Source organism: Glutamicibacter sp. NPDC087831, assembly GCF_044742845.1.
In the GTDB taxonomy this organism is placed as follows: domain Bacteria; phylum Actinomycetota; class Actinomycetes; order Actinomycetales; family Micrococcaceae; genus Glutamicibacter.
This window is the reverse complement of sequence record NZ_JBIUVH010000002.1, coordinates 560,639-578,015: the sequence shown is the minus strand read 5'-3', so window position 1 is coordinate 578,015 and position 17,377 is coordinate 560,639. Positions and strand designations below refer to the sequence as shown.

Genomic DNA, 17,377 nt, shown 5'->3' with positions numbered 1-17,377 from the left:
ATCCGAGCCCCCAAGGCCCCGCTGGCTTATCCGCTGTCAATCTATCCCCTGGCCGGCAGCACAGTCCAGAATCCGGTCGATTGCACCGGGAGAAATCGCCGGCTCAGGCCAAGGCCGCTAGCGGTCCTGCTCGGTGCAGATGCAGAAGCGGTTGCCCTGGTGGTCGCTGGCTATGGTGAAACCCGGAGCGCTGCGCTCATCGAGCACCGCACCCTGGCTCTCCAGCTGCGAAAGCACGCCAGCGCTTTCGGTGTGGGGAACCCACACATCCAGATGCAGCCGGGAGGGATGAGGCGTCGGGGTGTGCTGGAACCAGATGGCCGGCAACCTGCCCGCAGGATCGGCGAGGCTGCCGTCGGGCTGCTCGCGGTAGCCCAGGCCGGCGGCCCAATCCCCGGTTATGGCTTAGGCGTCGTCGGTGTCGATGCCGATTTCCACCACCTTGATCAAATCCAGGCGCGCTTTGGCATGCAAGGCGGCGGCCCGCTGCGTGATTTCCGAGGCCAGCGCGAGGTCCCTTTCGGTGATGTCGCCACCGGCGTCGTGGGACACGGTCGAAACGAACAAGAGGTTGTAGCGCCAGTCCACATCAGGATGGTGGTTGGCCATCTGCGCTGCGGCAGCGATGTCGCTGAACAATTCGATGGCTTCTGCCGAGCTCTTGGCCTCATACACCGCGCAGAGCTTCCCGGCCAGCTTGCGCCACTGCGGCAGAGCCTCCAGCCTGGAGGCCAATTCGGTGCTTTCAATGCGGTCGTTTACGGTCATGATCTCCTCCTCCTGGTGCAACTGTGGCACCACTTCCGGGCCGGCTCAAGCGGTCGGCCGCAATGCACAGGTTGGCGCCAGCGCCAGCTGCTGCGAACTGGATGCCGCCTGTGAACCGGAACTCGGCTGGTCCTGGCGCAGGCGAATCGGCTTAGCCTCGATAGCAAGAGCGCAAGGAGGGCCCCATCCCATGCTGAATATCTTCCAGGCCAAGATCAGCGACTCGACGCTGGATGACATCACCTCGGAGGACAGCAATCGCAGACGCCGGCTGCTGAGCCTCGCCGCCCTGCTCGTGATTGCAGCCTTCGTGCTGGCGGCTCTGCTCGGCGCATTCGACCAGAAGAAGAGCATGGAACGACAGGCCGACGGCTTCGCGGTCCAGCTGCAGTTTCCCGCGGTGGTCCGTGCCGGCAATGAAATCCAGCTGAGGGTTGGGATCAGCTCTGCCGACCCTTTGACCGAGACCATCACACTGGACCTGAGCGAGGACTATCTCATGCTCTTCGAGGACTTCTCGGCCTTTCCCGAACCGGAGTCCGAGTCGAGCCGAGCTGATGGAACCATTGAATTCGAGGTGGCCCCGGCACCGGGGTCGCGGCACATGGTTGCCACCCTCACGGGTCGGGCTTCGGACGAATGGTCGCCGAGCGCCAAGGGCGTGCTCGGAATTACTGCCAACGGCGAAAGCACCGACCTGAAGATCAGAACTTGGAGGATCCCCTGATGGAAATAGTCATCCGCGCAGCCACCGCCTTCATCATCCTGTGGCTGGTTACGCGCGCCGCCGGCAGATCGACCCTGGGCGAGCTCAGTTCCTTCGAGCTGGTGCTGTTCGTCGTCCTGGGCGACCTGGTGCAGCAGGGGATCACCATGGAGGACCGTTCGCTCACCGGCAGCCTGCTGGCAGTATTCACCATGGTGGTCCTGGCCGCTGCGCTGAACTTCGCCAATATGCGCTGGCCCAAGCTGGGCAAGCTGATGCAGGGCCGCCCGATTGTGCTGGTCCGCGACGGGGTCCTGGACCGCAAGGCCCTGCACAACGAGCGCATTGGGCTGGACGAATTGAGCATGCTCGCCCGCCAGGCTGGCATCGAGAACTACAGCAGCATCCGGCTGGCGATCCTGGAAGCCAGCGGCAAGATTTCCTTTTTCACCCAGGAAGCCGAATCCCGCCCGTGACCACGGTTTGGCAAGGGCAGAAGGGGCATCCCTGCACGGGATGCCCCTTCTGCGGTTCTCAGCCCACCGGTGCGCTACTGCTGATCGGGTGTTTCGCGCTGGTCCGGCAGGTTGGCGGTCCGCTCGGCGTCCAGGCCTTGCTCGTCATCCTGGTCGGGGTAGTCCAGCAGCGTATCGTCGACCGGACGCTGCCCGTCAATCGGTTCGGGAAGCAGCGTTTCGGGATTGAGCGCCAAGGGATCGCCGTCGTTTTCCTCCAGCACCCGGTCTGCTCCGCGCAATGGATCCTCGGCGTCCTGGGCTTGGGGTGCATCCGATGACCCAGCCGCCGGCTGGCTATCGCGCCCATCCAACGGCTCGTCCGTGTCCGAGTCCTTGCGCACGTCGTCGAATTCAGAATTATTCAGTGACATTCCAGCTCCTTCTCGTGTTTCCAATCGGAAATGATTTCCAAGGTGGTCTTCAGCTTCTGCCGATGCTGCTTGCGCATGAATTCCAAGGTAGTCCCTTCGAAATCCGGGTCGGCCGATGCGGTGGCGTCGGTGGCCACCGCCACCGGCAAGTTCGCAGCGAAGGCATCGGCCGCGGTGGCGGAGATGCACGTCTCGGAGGAAACCCCGGCGAGTACCAGCGAACTAGCGCGGTGCTGCAGCAGCAGGTCCTTGAGCTCCGTATCCCAGAACGCGCTGTCCCGGCGCTTAACCACTTCGATGGCCCCGTCCAGTTCCAACTCCGCCAGGTACGCGGCCTGCTCCGTTCCTTCGAACAGGTAGCCCTGGTCGTCTTCGAGCATCTTCAGCGTCCAGGTGGATTTGTCTTCCTTGTGCACGGTGCGCACGCTGATCACCGGGTACCCGCAGGCCCTCGCCGCTACGGCCAGCTGGTTGCAGCGGGCTGCCAGATCCTGGCGGGCCAGCGCCAGTGCCGGGTCCTCGAAGAATCCTTCTTGCAGGTCAATGAGCAGCAGCGCGGGATGGCTGAAGTCGCTTGTCGCGCTCATGGCTCAGCGTGTTCGGCGCAGTGCTGGCAGCAGTACGCCTCCTGGCCGTGGTGGACGGCGTGGCCCAGAATGGCGCAACCGCAGTGCGTGCATCTTTCGGCCATGGCGTGGATGGCGCATTCGAAACTGTCGAAGCGGCCCGAATGCCCGTTCCGGCTGAGCGTGAACACCGTTTCGCTCGCATTGCCGCAGATATCGCAGGTCTGCATGGTTTGCCTCCTGAACTCGGTTTGGCCATGGGACAGCTAGCGGTCCCCGTCGCCTTCGGAATACTGGTCTTCCGGGGAATCGTCAAGGTCGGGGTCGGCTCCTTGGACAGGAGGCAGGTGATTGCCGGGCTGCTCCAGGTCCTCTTCTGATGGTTCCCCGGAGTCGGCTGGCAGGTGCTCATCGTCGGGTTGCCCCAGCGGCCAGAGATTCTCAACCAGGTCCTTGTCAGGATCCTTGAATCTGTCGGCAGCATGCGAAATGGCATCTTTGGCTTTGTCGATGAATCCCATGGTCATTCTCCTCACGTTGCGTTTCCCGGTTCTCTACCAACTACCAGCTATTGGCGGCACAAGTACATGATTAATCGGCTGTTGCCAGAGTCGAGGGGGCGCATCTGCAAGCTCGCTGGCAATGGTTGAAGACGTGCTTGCTGTGCTGGAGCGTGGAGGGTGTCCCACAAAAATACGCGAAAGGAGCACGATCATGGTTGCAGCCAAGGAACTAATGACCTCGCCTGCCAAATGCGTCAAGGAGCAGGACTCGATTCAAGTGGCCGCCCAGATGATGAAGGACTTGCAGGTCGGCATGCTGCCCATCTGCGGCAAGGACAACCGCCTGGCCGGCACGATCACCGACCGGGACATCGTCATCAACGCCGTGGCCGACGGTGTGGTCACTTCCAGCACCAACGTCGCCGATTACGCCCAGGGCAAGCCGGTCACCATCGGAGCCGATGATTCGGTCGAAGAAGCCATCCGCACCATGCAGGAGCACCAGGTGCGCAGGCTTCCGGTCATCGACGGGCATTCGCTGGTCGGAATGCTCGCCCAGGCGGATATTGCCCGCTATTACGACGAGCAGAGCACCGGCAACCTGGTCGAAGGGATTTCCCAGGACTAGGATCTCCCAGCCCAGCAGGATCGCAAGGGCAGAGCGTCCGGGAAAACCATGGTTTTCCCGGACGCTCTGCCCTTGTTCTGCTGCGATTCTCCTCAAGGGATCGCCGTCACCGTCCGTTGGCGTCGGTGCCGGCGCGTGGATCATCCAGTGAGCTCGGTCCGCGAATGATGCGGTACAGGCCGTAGATGAAGACCAATGCGCCCCAGCCGGCCACGATCCATAGCGGCCCCGAGGTGCTGTCCGGCGCTGCGAGCAGCGCATAGATGGCGAATCCTACGGCCACCAGTCCGCCCACAATCGCCAGCCACAGGCCTGGCCGGCGCCTGCGGGTGCTGTCCACTGGTTTGCCAGTCATGGCTTTTCCCTTCGCTGGAGGGAAAGTTCAGCCCGCGTCATAGCGTTCTTCCCTTTCCTCGGATTCATCTTCGGTGTTCTCGTTGATGCTGCCGCGGCGAACCACGCGCTCGTCCCCTGGCTGGGCATCCTCATCCGGTTGGGTGGTGCGAGCCGGATTTTCAGGCTTCTCGCGTTCACTCATTGCTTCTCCTTCCATGGCGGTCTGCTATGAATTGCGCAGGGCTTCGATGAGTTCGGCCTTGCGCATTTTCGAACGGCCATTAATCCCGATTTCCTTGGCCCGGTCCTGCAGTTCCCGGACCGTCCAGTCCTCGTAGTCCCCGGCTTTGCCTCCGCGCTGGCCCACTGCTGACCGGCCGTCGCGGGCGGCGGCGTTGGCGATGCGCGCCGACTTCTGCTTGGAGTTCCCCTCCTCGCGCAGCTCCTCGTAGAGTTCTTCATCCTTGATCCGGCTCTTGCCTGCCATGGGTTTCCTCCCTCGTACGCTTCGCCAGCTGGCTCCTTGCAGTGCCAGCACTGTGCGTTCCACGCTAGCCACTTCACTGATCAGGGGACAGTGCCCCTGCCGGACTTTGCGCTGAATCCCAGACTTCAGCGGTAGCACAATTCATGCAGCGGGGTGCGAAACTGGATCTTCGCAGAAAAAAGTCTGGCTGTTGCCGCCGAAGGTGGAGGTGATCCTCGCACAGCGGAAGGCCCGGAGCAAACTGGAATTGAACCCGGACGCCGCTGAGCGCACCGCGCCGGCGTCCTGCCGCAACAGCAGGAGGAGATCCCATGCCCGAGAAGAATCCCCAGGACCGCACTGAGCCGCTCGGTACCGGAAGCGAAGGCCGCGCCGGCAAGGAAAAGATCAGCCCGCCCGAACAGCGCCAGGAGGAACCCGGCCTGGACCGGGATCTGAAGCCCAAGGCGGATCATGGCGAGCGCAGCTACAAGGGCCGGGACCGGCTGGCCGGAAAACGCGCCCTGGTCACCGGCGGCGACTCCGGCATTGGCGCGGCGGTGGCTATCGCCTTTGCCCGCGAGGGAGCCAAGGTCGCCTTGGCCTATCTGCCCGCCGAACAGCCTGATGCCGATGCCATCGCCGGGGTCCTGGAAGATGCGGGAGTCGAAGTTCACCTGCTGCCCGGGGACCTGCGGGACCGCAATTACCGCGATTCATTGATCGATGAGGCGGTGACCGCGCTGGATGGCTTGGACATCCTGGTGAACAACGCCGGCAAGCAGATCAGCGTCGAGTCCCTGGAAGAGCTGAGCGACGAGCAGGTCGAAGCCACCTTCGATGTGAACATCTTCGCGATGTTCGCCTTGAGCCGCGCAGCCCTGCAGGTGCTTCCCGAAGGCGGCTCCATCATCAACACCACCTCCATCCAGGCCTTCGATCCCTCGGATCACCTGATGGACTATGCCGCCACCAAGGGCGCGATCAGCAACTTCACCAAGTCGCTGGCGTCCCAAGCAGCGAAGAAGGGCATCAGGGTTAATGCCGTGGCGCCCGGCCCCATCTGGACTCCATTGCAGCCTTCGGATGGCCAGCCGATCGAAGCGCTGCCTGAGTTCGGCCACGATACCTGGCTTGGCCGGGCCGGCCAGCCGGTGGAAGTGGCCCCGGCCTATGTGTTCCTGGCCAGCGATGAGGCTTCCTACGTGGTCGGTTCCACGGTGCACGTGAACGGCGGCAAGAACCAGCCGTAGAACGGCGAAAAGGTCCCCGGGCGATAGGGCCCGGGGATCATTCCACGTCATCCTTGCTGATGGTGAATTCCATATTCCTCCGCTCGTATTCGCGCTGGCTGAAGGTGGCGCGCTGGACTTCCTTGACCTCGTCAAAGCTGGAGCCGATGGCCCCGCCCATGGTTCCCAGCGAGGATGCCAGCCAGGCAAGGTTGATGTATTCGGCCATCGTGACATCGTGGCGCAGCTGGTAGGCGAGATATTCCTGGTCAATGACAATCAGCGAGCCGGCCAGCAGGGCGAGGAACAGGAGCAGGTACATGACTGTCGCGGCAAACCCGACCGTCAGCACGGTGGCCGCGTTGTAGACGACCATCCGCTCGCGGCGGCGGTTGCCCTTGGGCCTCTCCCACAACCGGTTGTGCAGCAGCAGCCAGAGCGTGAGGATCAGGATGCTTGAGACCGTGATCAGCGAAAGCCGCCCGGCAGGCAGGTAGTCGGCCATGGACCAGATGCTCGTGTAGAACACGCCGAAAGCACCGGTGGCCGCCGCACCTGCCATCGCGGAGGAAAGCCGCGGCACCAGTTTCCACGGCTGGTTGCTGCGCACCATCCCGGCAATCAGCAGCAGCCGCCCGCGCAAACCCTCGATGCTCGAGATGCGGTTCTGCTCGTTTTGCCCGTCCTGCCGGCTGGCGTGCACGCTCATCACCCGTCCCAGCGGGGTCGGAGGCGGAGCCGGCTGCTTGCCGGTAGCCAATTCCCTGACCAGTTCGGCCAGTTCCCGTGCCACGGTGCGCGGTCGGGCCATCCCGAGGCTGGGCATGGAAAGCACGGCCGAGGCATCCTCGACGGAAATCACCGAACGCACCGGCCGGTTCTGCACATAGTGCGGGGCATCGGTGAGGTAGATGATGAAGTCCCAGCCATGCTTTTCCCGCAGCCTGGGCACCTTGTCGTTCAACGCGACCCGTCCGCTCTCCCCCAAGGGCAGGGAAAAGGGAGCTACCTGCACGTCCCATTGCTGTTCGTGCTCCTGCAGCTTCTCCATGACCCCTTCCAGCCGGGCAGCGATCCGATTGGCCATCGCGTCGGCTATGCCAGGGTCGGCAATTAATCCCACCGTGCGCTTCTCGGGCTCTTGCACGCTCATCAGCACCTCGCAGCTCTCAGGGCAGCAGCTTGGCCCGCTCCCACAGCACACACTAGGAAGTCGCGCCCGGGTCTGCAGTGCCGTTCAGCAACCTTGCAGGAATCAGCACCGGCAGTGCACGCTGGATCCCCGGAATTCCGGGGATCCCCGACTCACAGGCAATGCCCATCAAACTTGCCTTGTTGCCTGCTGCCCGGTGTGGAATGGTCGGTGCCATCGCCCATCTGATGAAGAAAGGACCATCCATGGAATCCAACCAGCCAGAAGAAGAGCAGCACGCGGGGATCACTCCAACGCCCGATGAGCCCGCGGAGGAAAAACAGAATTCTGTCGGGGACCACGAAGACGCGTTCGAGCAGCCAGCCGAGGAGCAGGACCCGGACCAGGTTGACACCGACCAGTTCAATACCGACTGATCCGCGTTTGTATTCCGCCGGCAACGATACGACTAGGAGATAACCTCTTGAAAGCATTGACATGGCAAGGCAAGCGAAAGATCGGTTTCAGCGATGTCCCGGATCCGGTGATTCAGGATCCCGGGGACATCATCATCAAGGTCACTTCCACCGCGATTTGCGGATCGGACCTGCATCTCTATGAGCTGCTGGGCCCCTACATGCATGCCGGCGACGTGCTGGGCCACGAAACCATGGGCATCGTCCAGGAAGTCGGCAGCGGCATAACCAAGCTGTCGGTAGGCGACCGGGTAGTCATCCCGTTCAACATCTCCTGCGGCCACTGCTGGATGTGCCAGCACGACCTGCAGTCGCAGTGCGAGACCACCCAGGTGCGCAAGCACGGCAAGGGCGCCCAATTCTTCGGATACTCCGAACTCTACGGACAGGTGCCCGGCGGCCAAGCCGAATACCTGCGCGTGCCCCATGCCGATTACGGTGCGGTGAAAGTTGGCGACCAGCTGCCCGACCACCGCTACCTTTTCCTCTCCGATATCCTGCCCACCGCGTGGCAGGGCGTGCACTATGCCAATGTCCCCGACGGCGGAACTCTCGCGGTCTACGGGCTCGGGCCGGTGGGCCAGCTCGCCGCGCGCATCGGCCGGCACCTGGGCTATGAGGTGCTGGGCATCGACCCGGTGGCAGAACGCCGCGCCATGGCTGAGCGCCACGGCATCCAGACCCTGGACTTCACCAAGGACACCGTGGGCGAATTGCGCGGGCGCACCGGTCGAGGCCCCGATGCCGTGCTCGATGCGGTGGGCATGGAAGCCCATGGTTCCCCGGTCTCCTCGATGTTCCAGCAAGCCACCGGGTTGCTGCCGGACAAGGCCGCGCAGCTGGCCATGGAGAACGTCTCCGCGGACCGCACCAGCGTGCTGGATTCGGCCATCGATGCCGTGCGCCGCGGCGGCACCCTGTCGATCAGCGGCGTCTATGCCGGGGCCGCCACCCCGATGCCGATGGTGAAGCTGTTCGACAAGCAGATCCAGATCCGACAGGGCCAATGCAATGTGCGCTCATGGACCCAGAAGCTGCTGCCGCTGGCCGAGGATGCAGCCGATCCGCTGGGCCTGGACGACTTGGTCACGCACGAGCAGCCGCTCTCGAACGGTCCGCAGATGTACGAGACCTTCCAGAAGAAGCAGGATGCGTGCATCAAGGTGGTGCTCAAGCCCTAGCGGCTAGGCGCTTTTCTTCCCGGAACCGGAGGCCTTCTTCTTGTGTGGCGAGGAGGAGGCCTCCTTTGCCGTTGCCTTCTTCGTGGCTGGTTTCTTCGCGGCCGGCTTCTTGGCTGCGGTTTTCTTCGCAGGTTTCTTCGCCGCGGGTTTCTTCGCCGCCGCGGCCTTCCCATCCTTGGCTGCCTTGGCCGGGGCCTTGGCATTGCGCCCGTCGATGCTGCGCTTGAGCGCCTCCATCAGATCGATGACCTCCCCGGACTCGCTGCTCTGGTCCGGGGAACCGAAGGTCGCCTCGGTATCCAGGTCCTCGCCCTGCTCGATTTTCGCTTCGATCAGCGCCTGCAGCTGGGCTTGGTAGTCATCCTGGAACTCGTGCGGCGTGAAATCACTGCTGTACTGGTCTACCAGGGAGGCAGACATCTTCAGTTCCTGCTCGCTGATCCGCGGTGATTTCTCCGGTGCCACTGCCTCGGCATCGCGCAGCTCGTCCGCCCACATGACCGTTTGCAGCACCATCACCTTGGATCGGACACGCAAGATGCCCAGCCGGGTCTTCTGGCGCAGGGCGAAGCGCACCACTGCCAGCTTCTCGGTGTCCTGAAGCGTTCGGCGCAACAGCTCGTAGGCCTTGGGCGATTTGGAGTCCGCCTGGAGATAGTAGCTCTTCTCCAGCATCAGGGGATCTACTTGGCTGGCCGGGACGAACTGGACCACCTCGATTTCGCGGCTCTTCTCCGCAGGCAACGCGTCCATGTCCTCATCGGTGAGCACAATGGTCCGTTCTCCGTCCTCATAGGCCTTGTCCAGATCCTTGTAGGCGATTTTCTTCCCGCACACTTCGCATCGGCGCTCGTAGCGGATCCGTCCGCCGTCCTTGTCATGGACCTGGTGCAGGTCGATGTCGTGGTCCTCGGTGGCGCCGTAGGCCTTGACCGGCACGTTCACCAGGCCGAAGGCAATTGATCCAGTCCAGATAGCTCGCATGGGCATAGTGAAGCATCTTTCCAGCCAGTGTGTCACTGCCCTAGTGATTCTGGCAGGCGGCGCTGAGGTTCGGCAGCGCGAAACGCAAAGCTTGCTTGGAACGCTGGATTCCCCGGCGCCGCTCGGGAAGATTGGTCCTCATAAGGCAAAGCAAAGGACAGCGCATGGCACGCAGGGAGCAAACCGTCACCGTCGCGGGGAACACGCTGAAGGTCAGCAATCTGGATAAGGTCCTGTACCCGCAGACCGGGACCACCAAGGGCGAAGTCATGGACTACTTCCAGCAGGTGGCCCCGGTGCTGATTCCGCATGCCGCGTGGCGCCCGGCCACCCGCAAGCGCTGGGTGGACGGCGTGGGGACCCCCGAAGAACCGGGCAAGGTGTTTTTCCGCAAGGATCTCGAGGACTCTGCCCCAGGCTGGATTCCCTCGGCCAAGCTGCAGCACAAGACCCACTCCAATATCTATCCGCTAGTCAACAACGAGGCGGTGCTGGCCTGGATGGCCCAGGTGGCTGCGCTGGAAATCCATGTTCCCCAGTGGCGCTTCGATTCCTCGCTGGAACCTGCCAATCCGGACCGGCTGGTGCTGGACCTGGATCCCGGTCCGGGCGCCGGCTTGGAGCAGTGCGCTGAAGTCGCCTTGATCTGCCGGGAGATTCTCGACGGCATGGACCTGCCCAGCTTTCCAGTGACCTCCGGTTCCAAGGGCATCCACCTCTATGCCGGACTGGATGGCAAATACACCTCGGAGCAAGTCAACGAGGTGGCCAAGGAATTGGCCTCCACCTTGCAGAAGGAGCATCCGCAACTGGTTCTCGCCAGCATGAAGCGCTCGCTGCGCGAGAACAAGGTGTTCGTGGACTGGAGCCAGAACAACGCCTCGAAGACTACCGTGTGCCCGTATTCTCTGCGCGGCCGCGCACGGCCCACTGTCGCGGCCCCGCGGACCTGGGAGGAAATCGAAGCGCCGGGGTTGGAGCAGCTGGACTTCCACGAGGTGCTGGACCGCATTGCTGATGGAATCGATCCGCTGGCGCAGCTGGCCTCGGGACAACAGCAGGATCCCGATCGCCTGGCGGTCTACCGCTCCAAGCGCGATGCGGCGCTGACACCTGAACCGGTGCCGGAGCAATCCGGGAATTCCCAGTCCATGCAGCCGGGCGGAAAGGACGGCACCGGCCTCTCCTTTGTCATCCAGGAACATCATGCCCGCGCGCTGCATTGGGATTTTCGCCTGGAGCACGACGGAGTGCTGGTCTCCTGGGCGGTGCCCAAAGGTCCACCCCTGGAACCAGGAATCCAGCGCTTGGCGGTCATGACCGAAGACCATCCGCTCTCCTACGCAAGCTTCGAAGGCAGCATCCCCAAGGGCCAATACGGTGCCGGGGAAGTATCGATCTGGGATTCGGGAAGTTGCACCATCGAGAAGTGGCGCGAAGGCAAAGAAGTCATCGCAGTGCTCACCGGCTCCCGCGAGGGCGGGCTGGGTGGAGTGGACCGGCGGTTCGTGCTGATCCAGGCCGCAGGGATGGGCGGCAAGGACAATTGGCTGCTGCAGCTGGCCAAGGAACAGCCGGGCGGAGGCGAGGCGGGAACGTCCGCTGATTCCGGTGGCGGAGAACCGGAGGCTGCTCGCGAGCCTAGCGCCAAGCAGGCCGTGGCTGATCTGTCGGGCCAAGCGTTGCGCCCCATGCTGGCCACTGCCGGCACTGCTCGGGAGATCTCCGGCGAGCGGGGTTGGAGCTTTGAAATGAAATGGGACGGCTACCGCGCGTTGGCAGTAGTCGATGGCGCCAAAACCAAGCTGATCAGCCGCAACGGCCACGACCTGACCGGAGACTTCCCGGAACTCGAAATCCTCGGTTCGCTGCTGCCGGAACGCTGTGTGGTGGACGGGGAAATCGTCGCCCTGGATTCTTCGGGCCGCCCTGACTTCTCGCTGCTCCAGCAACGGGTGGCCCACCAGCGGAAGAAACGCACGAAGCAGGCCTCGGCCATCAGGATCCAGTACCTGGTCTTCGACGTGCTGCAGCTGCCATATGACAAGGATGCAGGACTGGTGGATCTGACGGCTCTGCCCTACGAGCAACGCCGCCAACGGCTTGCGGGCCTGGATCTCGACCACCAGTACGTGCAGGTGCCACCGGCCCACACCGGGACCTTGGAGCAGGCCATCGAGACCAGCCGTGCGCTGGGCCTGGAAGGCGTGGTGGCCAAGGAACGCGACTCCGTCTACGAGCTGGGCCGGCGCAGCACCAGCTGGGTGAAGCTCAAGCACCAGCGGCACCAGGAAGCTGTGGTGATTGGCTGGCGGTCTGGACAGGGGTCGCGTAGCCGCAGCCTGGCCTCGCTGCTGCTGGCCATTCCGGGAAATGGCGGCTTGGAATACGCCGGCCGGGTGGGCACCGGATTCAGCGACGCGCAACTGGCCGAAATCCGCGAGCGGCTTGAAAAGATCGAACGCAAGACTCCCCCGGCCAAGAACATCCCGGCAGCGCATCAAAGCGATGCCCACTGGGTGAGTCCGAAATACGTGGCAGAAGTCCGATACAGCGAACTGACCTCGGACCGCCTTCTGCGCCATCCGGTGTGGCGCGGCTGGCGCGAAGAGAAGCAACCGGATGAGGTCCGCTGGGAACCGGCAGATCCGGCCGGGAACCAAACTCCAACTAACCACTAACAGAGGAGCAGAACATGAAATTGCTGGTAAAGATCTTCGGAACCCTGATTTCGCTCGGCGCAGGCTGGCTCGGAGCCAAGCTCGTCTCCGGGGTCTGGCATAAAGCCATGGGTGAAGAACCGCCATCCCTGGCCAACCCCGAAAAGCAGCAGCAGGCCGCCGTAGGCAAGGTGCTGGCGTTCGCCGTGATCTCGGGGGCAAGCGCTTCTGCCATCCAGGCCATGGCCAAACGGTGGACGCGTTCCCTCGAAGCCAAGGCCGCCAACCGCTAGCAGGCCGCATTCTGGCCGGTAACCGGATGCACCGGGTCGCGCAGCTGCTGCCCAGTTGCACGGCTCGGTGTTTTCGTTGGTGCCGGGCAGCTTTCTGCCCGGTGTGCACTGCCCTGGTGCATCGCGGATGGCTGACGGCCTGCGGGAATCGCATGGTGACCAATTGGCCGGTCGACAGCTTCTCCAGCAGGCAGAACTGCCAACGGGATTGCAGGCTTTTGCAGCATTCAAGCCTTCCTTGATGCCTTGGAAGTGTGCGACACGGTCCATGGCGAGGTTATTGCCTTCCAGAAGTCCGTCGGAAATATATCCCAGAAGTCTCTGGCATTGAGTGCATCCACTGAATTAGAATGAAAACAAAATATCACTATATGAAAGTTGAATCGATGACCGCCCATTCTTCTCCGCTCACCGCCGGCCAGCCAGCGCCAGCCTTCTCCCTGCAAGATGCCAAGGGAGAGACCATCTCGCTTTCGGATTATTCAGGGCAGAAAGTGATCGTGTATTTCTACCCCAAGGCCGCGACTCCCGGCTGCACCACCGAGGCCTGCGATTTCCGCGACAACCTCAATTCGCTGCAGGCCGCAGGATTCTCCGTTCTGGGCATTTCTCCGGACGCTCCGGAAGAGCTGGCTGCCTTCGCTAGCGATGAATCGCTGAATTTCCCGCTGCTTTCCGACCCGGGCAACGAAGTTGCCAAAGCCTACGGCTCCTACGGTGAAAAGAACATCGGTGGAAAGACCGTCGTGGGCACGCTGCGCTCCACCGCAGTCATCGATGAAGACGGCAGCATCCGCCAAATTGAATATTCTGTGGACGCCCAAGGGCATGTGGCGCGACTTCGCGATTCCCTCGGAGTCTAGAGGATTCCGCACCCGGATCTTTCCGGTGCCAGCCCGGACGCTTCGAGCCGGGGCCAACTTTAACCGGCCCCGGCCACATCCTGCAGACTGCGTTGAGGATCTCTGGACGGCAAGCTACATCTGCATCTCGGAATGGGCATTGGCCAACAGATGCGTGAAAGCACCGCGCTCGAATGCAGCCCGCTGGCGGACCGCTCCATTGCCTGTCTCCAGCATGTTCCTGAGTGAAATCACAGCATAGTCGTAATCTCCATGTTCCTTCAGTGCGCCCTCAATGAGTCGGAGCATTCTGCGGGCCAGTTCCTCCACAGCGACCTGCTCTCCGGTTCGCGTGTCCACGTGCACTCCGGTGATTCCGTTCTTGGCCGCTTGCCACAATGAGAGGTCCAGGACTTCGGGCAGATACTCGATCGCATCGAATTCGCCGGCCACCGCAGTCTCGACCAGCCCTCGCATGAGCACGGCCAGCAATACCGAATCCTGCGCTCTCAACTGCGAGTCCGCGACCCGAATTTCGAGTGTCGGGTACTTTTCCGACAACCGGGCGGACCATCCGATGTGGCCTGGGTCGGGAACTGCATCGGTTCCATTGATTCGCGCAAGCCGAGTCCCATAGTCTTTCGAATCCTTGAAGTACGGCGGAATTCCCTGGACGGACCACTTTCGATAGTGAATGGTTCTCCACGATGAAAAGTTGCTGTCGCCCCCTTTCCAATACGGAGAATTGGCGCCCAGGGCGCAAAGAAATGGCAGCCATCCGCGCAAGAAGTTCAGCGCACGAATTCCCGCTTCGGAATCAGGGATGGACACATGGACGTGCAAACCGCACATGTAATGCTCTGACGCTATTCCGGAAACGAAGTTGCCGATTTCCCGATACCTTGCATTATCGGTCAGCTCCGGAGCCTGCTGGGCAATCATCGGCGCCGCGCCCAAACCCGCGACCAGCAGGCCGCGGGAGGCCGCTTCGCTTGCCAGAGCACTGCGGAAACTTCCCAGCTCATGCAGGGCCTGATCCCGGTCTTCGCAGATGGCGCTGGCATGTTCTATTTGGCAAGCAAGCAGTTCGTTCTGCACTTCGCCATTGCGTTGCGAATCCAGCGCTTGCCGTAACGCTTCTTTATCCGTGCTGGCCGGCAACCCTGTTTCTGCGTCGAACATGAAGAATTCTTCTTCAATGCCAAAGGTGCTCATTTCGTGCCTCCCGGAACATGGCTGCTAGGGCGTCGGACCAGCAACCGGCCTGTGTTGACTTACTGCTGGCTAACCTGGTCTGCCTGATGCGAACTAGCGGGGAACTGCTCATCTTTCTTCTTGCGCGGAACGGATTGCCGCATGATCAATCCCCTTTCAGCTAGGCTGCGAATATCCGGATGGCCGCAGCTTCATCCGCCTCGGCGGCTTGCGTTCTGCGTAAGCGGATTCTGAAACAGTAGATCCCGTAGCCTGGCTGCATCTGCTTGCCCGATGGATTCTCATGGTTTTCCCATCAACCCAGAATGAATCGGACATGAAATCTGAACTAGCTGTGAGGTCCAGGGACATTGTTTAGTCGGGCGAAGGGTGCGCAGCCAATCGCTGAGTGGTGTCGGTGGTGGTTGTAGAAGTGGAGCCAGCCGGGCAGAGCCAGGCATCGCTCGGCGTTTGAACCGTAAAACTTGGCATAAGCCCACCCGCCCCCGAGTGTGCGGTGGAACCGCTCGATCGTCCCGTTCGTCTGCGGCTGGTAGGGAGGTGCTCGCTTGTGTCTGATGCCAAGCCGAGCGCAGAAGTCCCTCCAAAGGTGGGATCTGTAGGCCGACCCGTTGCCGGATAGGACTCGCTCGACGGTCACGCCCCGTTCAGCGAACCAGGCCACAGCGCGTTCGAGAACTCCCACCGCTGTGCTTGCCCGCTCGTCCATGCAGATCTCTGCATAAGCGGCTCGGGGGTGGTCGTCGATCACTGTGTGAACGAACGCCGTTCCGGTCCGCGGCTTGTGGTCTTTGCCTCTGGGCAGTCCCGGAGTGGCGGTTCTGTTCCGTGCGCCTTGCTGCCGACCAACGTAACGATGTCCACCACCGACGGGGATATTCCCGAACTTCGTGACATCGACATGGATCAACGATCCCGGATAAGGGTGCCCATGTCGCCGCAAGGGCTCACCAGTGACACGATCGATACGGGAGAGGCGGTTCACGCGGCAACGGGCGAGGACCGCGTGAACCCTGGACGCCGGGAGACCAAGTCACGCAGCGATCTGGGCTGGACCAGCCGAAGTCGCAAGCGCAGATTGATGATCTGCTTCTTCTTGGCATGCTCGGGCGTCCTGCCTGGATTGCAATGCGGCCTGCTGGAGCGATGCTGCATCCCATGCCCACCCTCTTCCCGTCAACGACCGGCCCCCTTCCGGGCAGTGATCGGAGAGAGCATATACATCTTCGCTGCCATCGTGGCCGGATAGCCGTCTTCAACGATCAGACGGGCTATCCGGAGACGGGTACGAGGCGTGAGCAGCGCATTTGGATCAGTCATCGATTGGCCTCCGCAGTGGTTTCCAAAAGCGTGCGCCGGCTCAGCACCATGGTCAAGAGCGCGGCCGCCGCCAATGCCGCGGCCACCCAGACCGGCGCGAGCACCCCCAACCCTGCCGCGAGCCCGAACGCGCCAAGCACAGGACCCGCCGCGGCACCGAGGTTCAATGCCGCGGTTGCGTACGAACCGCCCATCGTTGGAGCAGCCGACGCTGCATACAGCACACGCGTGATCAAGGTGCTGCCAATGCCGAACGACAGGAAGCCCTGAACGAAGACGAGGACGATAAGCGCAACGGGATGCGACGCGACCAATGCCAATCCGATCCATCCTGTCAGCAGCAGCGGGCCGCCGACTGCAAGCACGACGCCGGGGCGTTGATCTGACAGTCGCCCAGCGATCGTGACGCCAAGGAATGATCCGACGCCGAACATCACCAGTGCGAAGGACACCCACCCATCAGCCATCCCCGCAGTCTCGGTCACTACGGGGGCGAGGAAGGTGAACGCCGCAAAGGTCCCTCCGTTGATCAGCGCTCCAAGTGCCATGGCCAGGATGAGCCGCGGCGTCGCCAACTGGCTGAGCTCGGCACGAAGCCTTGGCGAGGACCCGGCAGTTGCGGTCTGACCGGCATTGTTCGTGATCCCTCGAACGACTCCGAAGACCGCCGGAATACAGAGGATGGCGACTGCCCAGAACGTCGTTCGCCAGCCCAACGCTGTGCCGAGCAGAGACCCAGCGGGGACACCCGCGACGGTTGCGATCGTCGTGCCGGAGAGCAGGATCGACAGTGCACGCCCCTTCTGGTTCGCTGGCACGAGAGTAGTGGCCGTGCTCAGTGCTACCGCGAGGAATCCTGCGTTTGCAAGAGCGCTGAGCACCCGGGTGATGAGGAGGAGAGCGAACACGGGTGTCATCGCTCCGATGACGTGGCTTCCCGCGAACACGAGAAGGCAGACGATCAACGTGAGCCGCGGTGGCCAACGGCGAGCGAATGCCGCCATCACTGGCGCGCCGATGACCATACCGATCGCGAAGGCCGAAGTCAGCAGGCCCGCCGTGCCGACCGAGACGTCAAGCTCGGTCGCGATCGCGGGGAGCAATCCCGCGAGCATGAATTCTGAAGTGCCCATGACGAAAACCGCCAAGGCAAGCATGTAGAGAGCAAAAGGCATCGAGT

At 62.5% G+C, this 17,377-nt stretch carries 21 protein-coding genes and 1 pseudogene; 10 read left to right on the top strand and 12 right to left on the bottom strand.

Features of this window, described 5'->3' with window-relative positions; genetic code table 11:
* Positions 1 to 117: 117 nt before the first annotated feature.
* The gene (locus ACIOJF_RS09195) at positions 118 to 378 is read right to left on the bottom strand and encodes a VOC family protein (RefSeq protein WP_402741644.1); all 261 of its coding nucleotides are present in this window, start codon (positions 376 to 378) and stop codon (positions 118 to 120) included.
* Positions 379 to 405: 27 nt separating this feature from the next.
* The gene (locus tag ACIOJF_RS09190; RefSeq protein ID WP_402741545.1) at positions 406 to 768 is read right to left on the bottom strand and encodes a 4a-hydroxytetrahydrobiopterin dehydratase; all 363 of its coding nucleotides are present in this window, start codon (positions 766 to 768) and stop codon (positions 406 to 408) included.
* 190 nt (positions 769 to 958) lie between these two features.
* On the opposite strand from ACIOJF_RS09190, the gene ACIOJF_RS09185 reads away from it, so the two are divergent.
* Entirely contained in the window at positions 959 to 1,495 is a 537-nt protein-coding gene (locus tag ACIOJF_RS09185; RefSeq protein WP_402741544.1) for a hypothetical protein, read from the top strand.
* Positions 1,495 to 1,950, top strand: a complete 456-nt coding sequence (locus ACIOJF_RS09180) for a DUF421 domain-containing protein (RefSeq protein ID WP_105656084.1) — start codon at positions 1,495 to 1,497, stop codon at positions 1,948 to 1,950. Before ACIOJF_RS09185 ends, ACIOJF_RS09180 begins: the two co-directional genes overlap by 1 nt.
* 74 nt (positions 1,951 to 2,024) lie before the next feature.
* Here the strand turns inward: ACIOJF_RS09180 and ACIOJF_RS09175 are convergent, their stop codons facing one another.
* Positions 2,025 to 2,363, bottom strand: coding sequence for a hypothetical protein (locus ACIOJF_RS09175; protein WP_105656083.1), 339 nt, complete (start codon positions 2,361 to 2,363; stop codon positions 2,025 to 2,027).
* Positions 2,354 to 2,950: a cysteine hydrolase gene (locus ACIOJF_RS09170; protein WP_332727878.1), complete on the bottom strand. Its 597-nt coding sequence runs from the start codon at positions 2,948 to 2,950 to the stop codon at positions 2,354 to 2,356. The genes ACIOJF_RS09175 and ACIOJF_RS09170 overlap by 10 nt, the downstream gene beginning before the upstream one ends.
* Between ACIOJF_RS09170 and ACIOJF_RS09165 the strand changes: the two genes are divergently transcribed.
* Both ACIOJF_RS09165 and ACIOJF_RS09160 read left to right on the top strand, forming a co-directional pair.
* Entirely contained in the window at positions 2,938 to 3,309 is a 372-nt protein-coding gene (locus ACIOJF_RS09165; protein WP_402741543.1) for a hypothetical protein, read from the top strand. The two genes, ACIOJF_RS09170 and ACIOJF_RS09165, sit on opposite strands and share 13 nt — an antisense overlap.
* Before the next feature lie 334 nt (positions 3,310 to 3,643).
* Positions 3,644 to 4,060 carry a CBS domain-containing protein gene (locus ACIOJF_RS09160; RefSeq protein ID WP_402741542.1) on the top strand — a complete coding sequence of 139 codons (417 nt, stop codon included), beginning with the start codon at positions 3,644 to 3,646 and terminating at the stop codon, positions 4,058 to 4,060.
* A 106-nt stretch (positions 4,061 to 4,166) separates the two neighbouring features.
* Here the strand turns inward: ACIOJF_RS09160 and ACIOJF_RS09155 are convergent, their stop codons facing one another.
* The 3 genes from ACIOJF_RS09155 to ACIOJF_RS09145 are packed head-to-tail and all read right to left on the bottom strand — an operon-like array spanning position 4,167 to position 4,883.
* Positions 4,167 to 4,415, bottom strand: a complete 249-nt coding sequence (locus ACIOJF_RS09155; protein WP_146112949.1) for a hypothetical protein — start codon at positions 4,413 to 4,415, stop codon at positions 4,167 to 4,169.
* Between the two features lie 27 nt (positions 4,416 to 4,442).
* Positions 4,443 to 4,598, bottom strand: coding sequence for a hypothetical protein (locus ACIOJF_RS09150; protein WP_181149051.1), 156 nt, complete (start codon positions 4,596 to 4,598; stop codon positions 4,443 to 4,445).
* Between the two features lie 24 nt (positions 4,599 to 4,622).
* Positions 4,623 to 4,883 carry a Rho termination factor N-terminal domain-containing protein gene (locus ACIOJF_RS09145; protein WP_105662080.1) on the bottom strand — a complete coding sequence of 87 codons (261 nt, stop codon included), beginning with the start codon at positions 4,881 to 4,883 and terminating at the stop codon, positions 4,623 to 4,625.
* Between the two features lie 311 nt (positions 4,884 to 5,194).
* Here ACIOJF_RS09145 and ACIOJF_RS09140 point away from each other — a divergent pair, with 311 nt between their 5' ends.
* On the top strand, positions 5,195 to 6,115 hold the full coding sequence (locus ACIOJF_RS09140; protein WP_105662081.1) for an SDR family oxidoreductase: 921 nt from the start codon (positions 5,195 to 5,197) through the stop codon (positions 6,113 to 6,115).
* Between the two features lie 37 nt (positions 6,116 to 6,152).
* Here the strand turns inward: ACIOJF_RS09140 and ACIOJF_RS09135 are convergent, their stop codons facing one another.
* Entirely contained in the window at positions 6,153 to 7,247 is a 1,095-nt protein-coding gene (locus ACIOJF_RS09135) for a hypothetical protein (RefSeq protein WP_402741541.1), read from the bottom strand.
* Between the two features lie 245 nt (positions 7,248 to 7,492).
* Here ACIOJF_RS09135 and ACIOJF_RS09130 point away from each other — a divergent pair, with 245 nt between their 5' ends.
* Both ACIOJF_RS09130 and ACIOJF_RS09125 read left to right on the top strand, forming a co-directional pair.
* On the top strand, positions 7,493 to 7,663 hold the full coding sequence (locus tag ACIOJF_RS09130) for a hypothetical protein (RefSeq protein ID WP_402741540.1): 171 nt from the start codon (positions 7,493 to 7,495) through the stop codon (positions 7,661 to 7,663).
* A 47-nt stretch (positions 7,664 to 7,710) separates the two neighbouring features.
* Complete coding sequence (locus ACIOJF_RS09125) at positions 7,711 to 8,883, top strand: alcohol dehydrogenase catalytic domain-containing protein (RefSeq protein ID WP_105656074.1); 1,173 nt, start codon at positions 7,711 to 7,713, stop codon at positions 8,881 to 8,883.
* Between the two features lie 3 nt (positions 8,884 to 8,886).
* On the opposite strand, the gene ACIOJF_RS09120 is transcribed toward ACIOJF_RS09125, so the two are convergent.
* The gene (locus ACIOJF_RS09120; protein ID WP_402741539.1) at positions 8,887 to 9,867 is read right to left on the bottom strand and encodes a Ku protein; all 981 of its coding nucleotides are present in this window, start codon (positions 9,865 to 9,867) and stop codon (positions 8,887 to 8,889) included.
* A 164-nt stretch (positions 9,868 to 10,031) separates the two neighbouring features.
* Between ACIOJF_RS09120 and ACIOJF_RS09115 the strand changes: the two genes are divergently transcribed.
* From ACIOJF_RS09115 to bcp, 3 genes are all read left to right on the top strand, one after another.
* Positions 10,032 to 12,548 carry an ATP-dependent DNA ligase gene (locus ACIOJF_RS09115; RefSeq protein WP_402741538.1) on the top strand — a complete coding sequence of 839 codons (2,517 nt, stop codon included), beginning with the start codon at positions 10,032 to 10,034 and terminating at the stop codon, positions 12,546 to 12,548.
* Positions 12,549 to 12,562: 14 nt separating this feature from the next.
* Positions 12,563 to 12,820 (top strand): DUF4235 domain-containing protein, encoded by a 258-nt coding sequence (locus ACIOJF_RS09110; RefSeq protein ID WP_105656071.1) that lies wholly within the window; start codon positions 12,563 to 12,565, stop codon positions 12,818 to 12,820.
* Between the two features lie 371 nt (positions 12,821 to 13,191).
* A complete protein-coding gene (gene bcp, locus ACIOJF_RS09105; protein WP_402741537.1) occupies positions 13,192 to 13,683 on the top strand; it encodes a thioredoxin-dependent thiol peroxidase in 492 nt (163 codons plus the stop codon).
* Between the two features lie 114 nt (positions 13,684 to 13,797).
* Here bcp and ACIOJF_RS09100 read toward each other — a convergent pair whose 3' ends face one another.
* The 3 genes and pseudogenes from ACIOJF_RS09100 to ACIOJF_RS09090 form a co-directional block, all read right to left on the bottom strand.
* Positions 13,798 to 14,877: a YbdK family carboxylate-amine ligase gene (locus ACIOJF_RS09100; protein WP_400341429.1), complete on the bottom strand. Its 1,080-nt coding sequence runs from the start codon at positions 14,875 to 14,877 to the stop codon at positions 13,798 to 13,800.
* 328 nt (positions 14,878 to 15,205) lie between these two features.
* Positions 15,206 to 16,197 (bottom strand): annotated as a pseudogene (locus ACIOJF_RS09095) (IS481 family transposase).
* Positions 16,194 to 17,372 carry a Cmx/CmrA family chloramphenicol efflux MFS transporter gene (locus tag ACIOJF_RS09090; RefSeq protein WP_332595015.1) on the bottom strand — a complete coding sequence of 393 codons (1,179 nt, stop codon included), beginning with the start codon at positions 17,370 to 17,372 and terminating at the stop codon, positions 16,194 to 16,196. The pseudogene ACIOJF_RS09095 and the gene ACIOJF_RS09090 overlap by 4 nt, the downstream one beginning before the upstream one ends.
* Between the last annotated feature and the right edge of the window lie 5 nt (positions 17,373 to 17,377).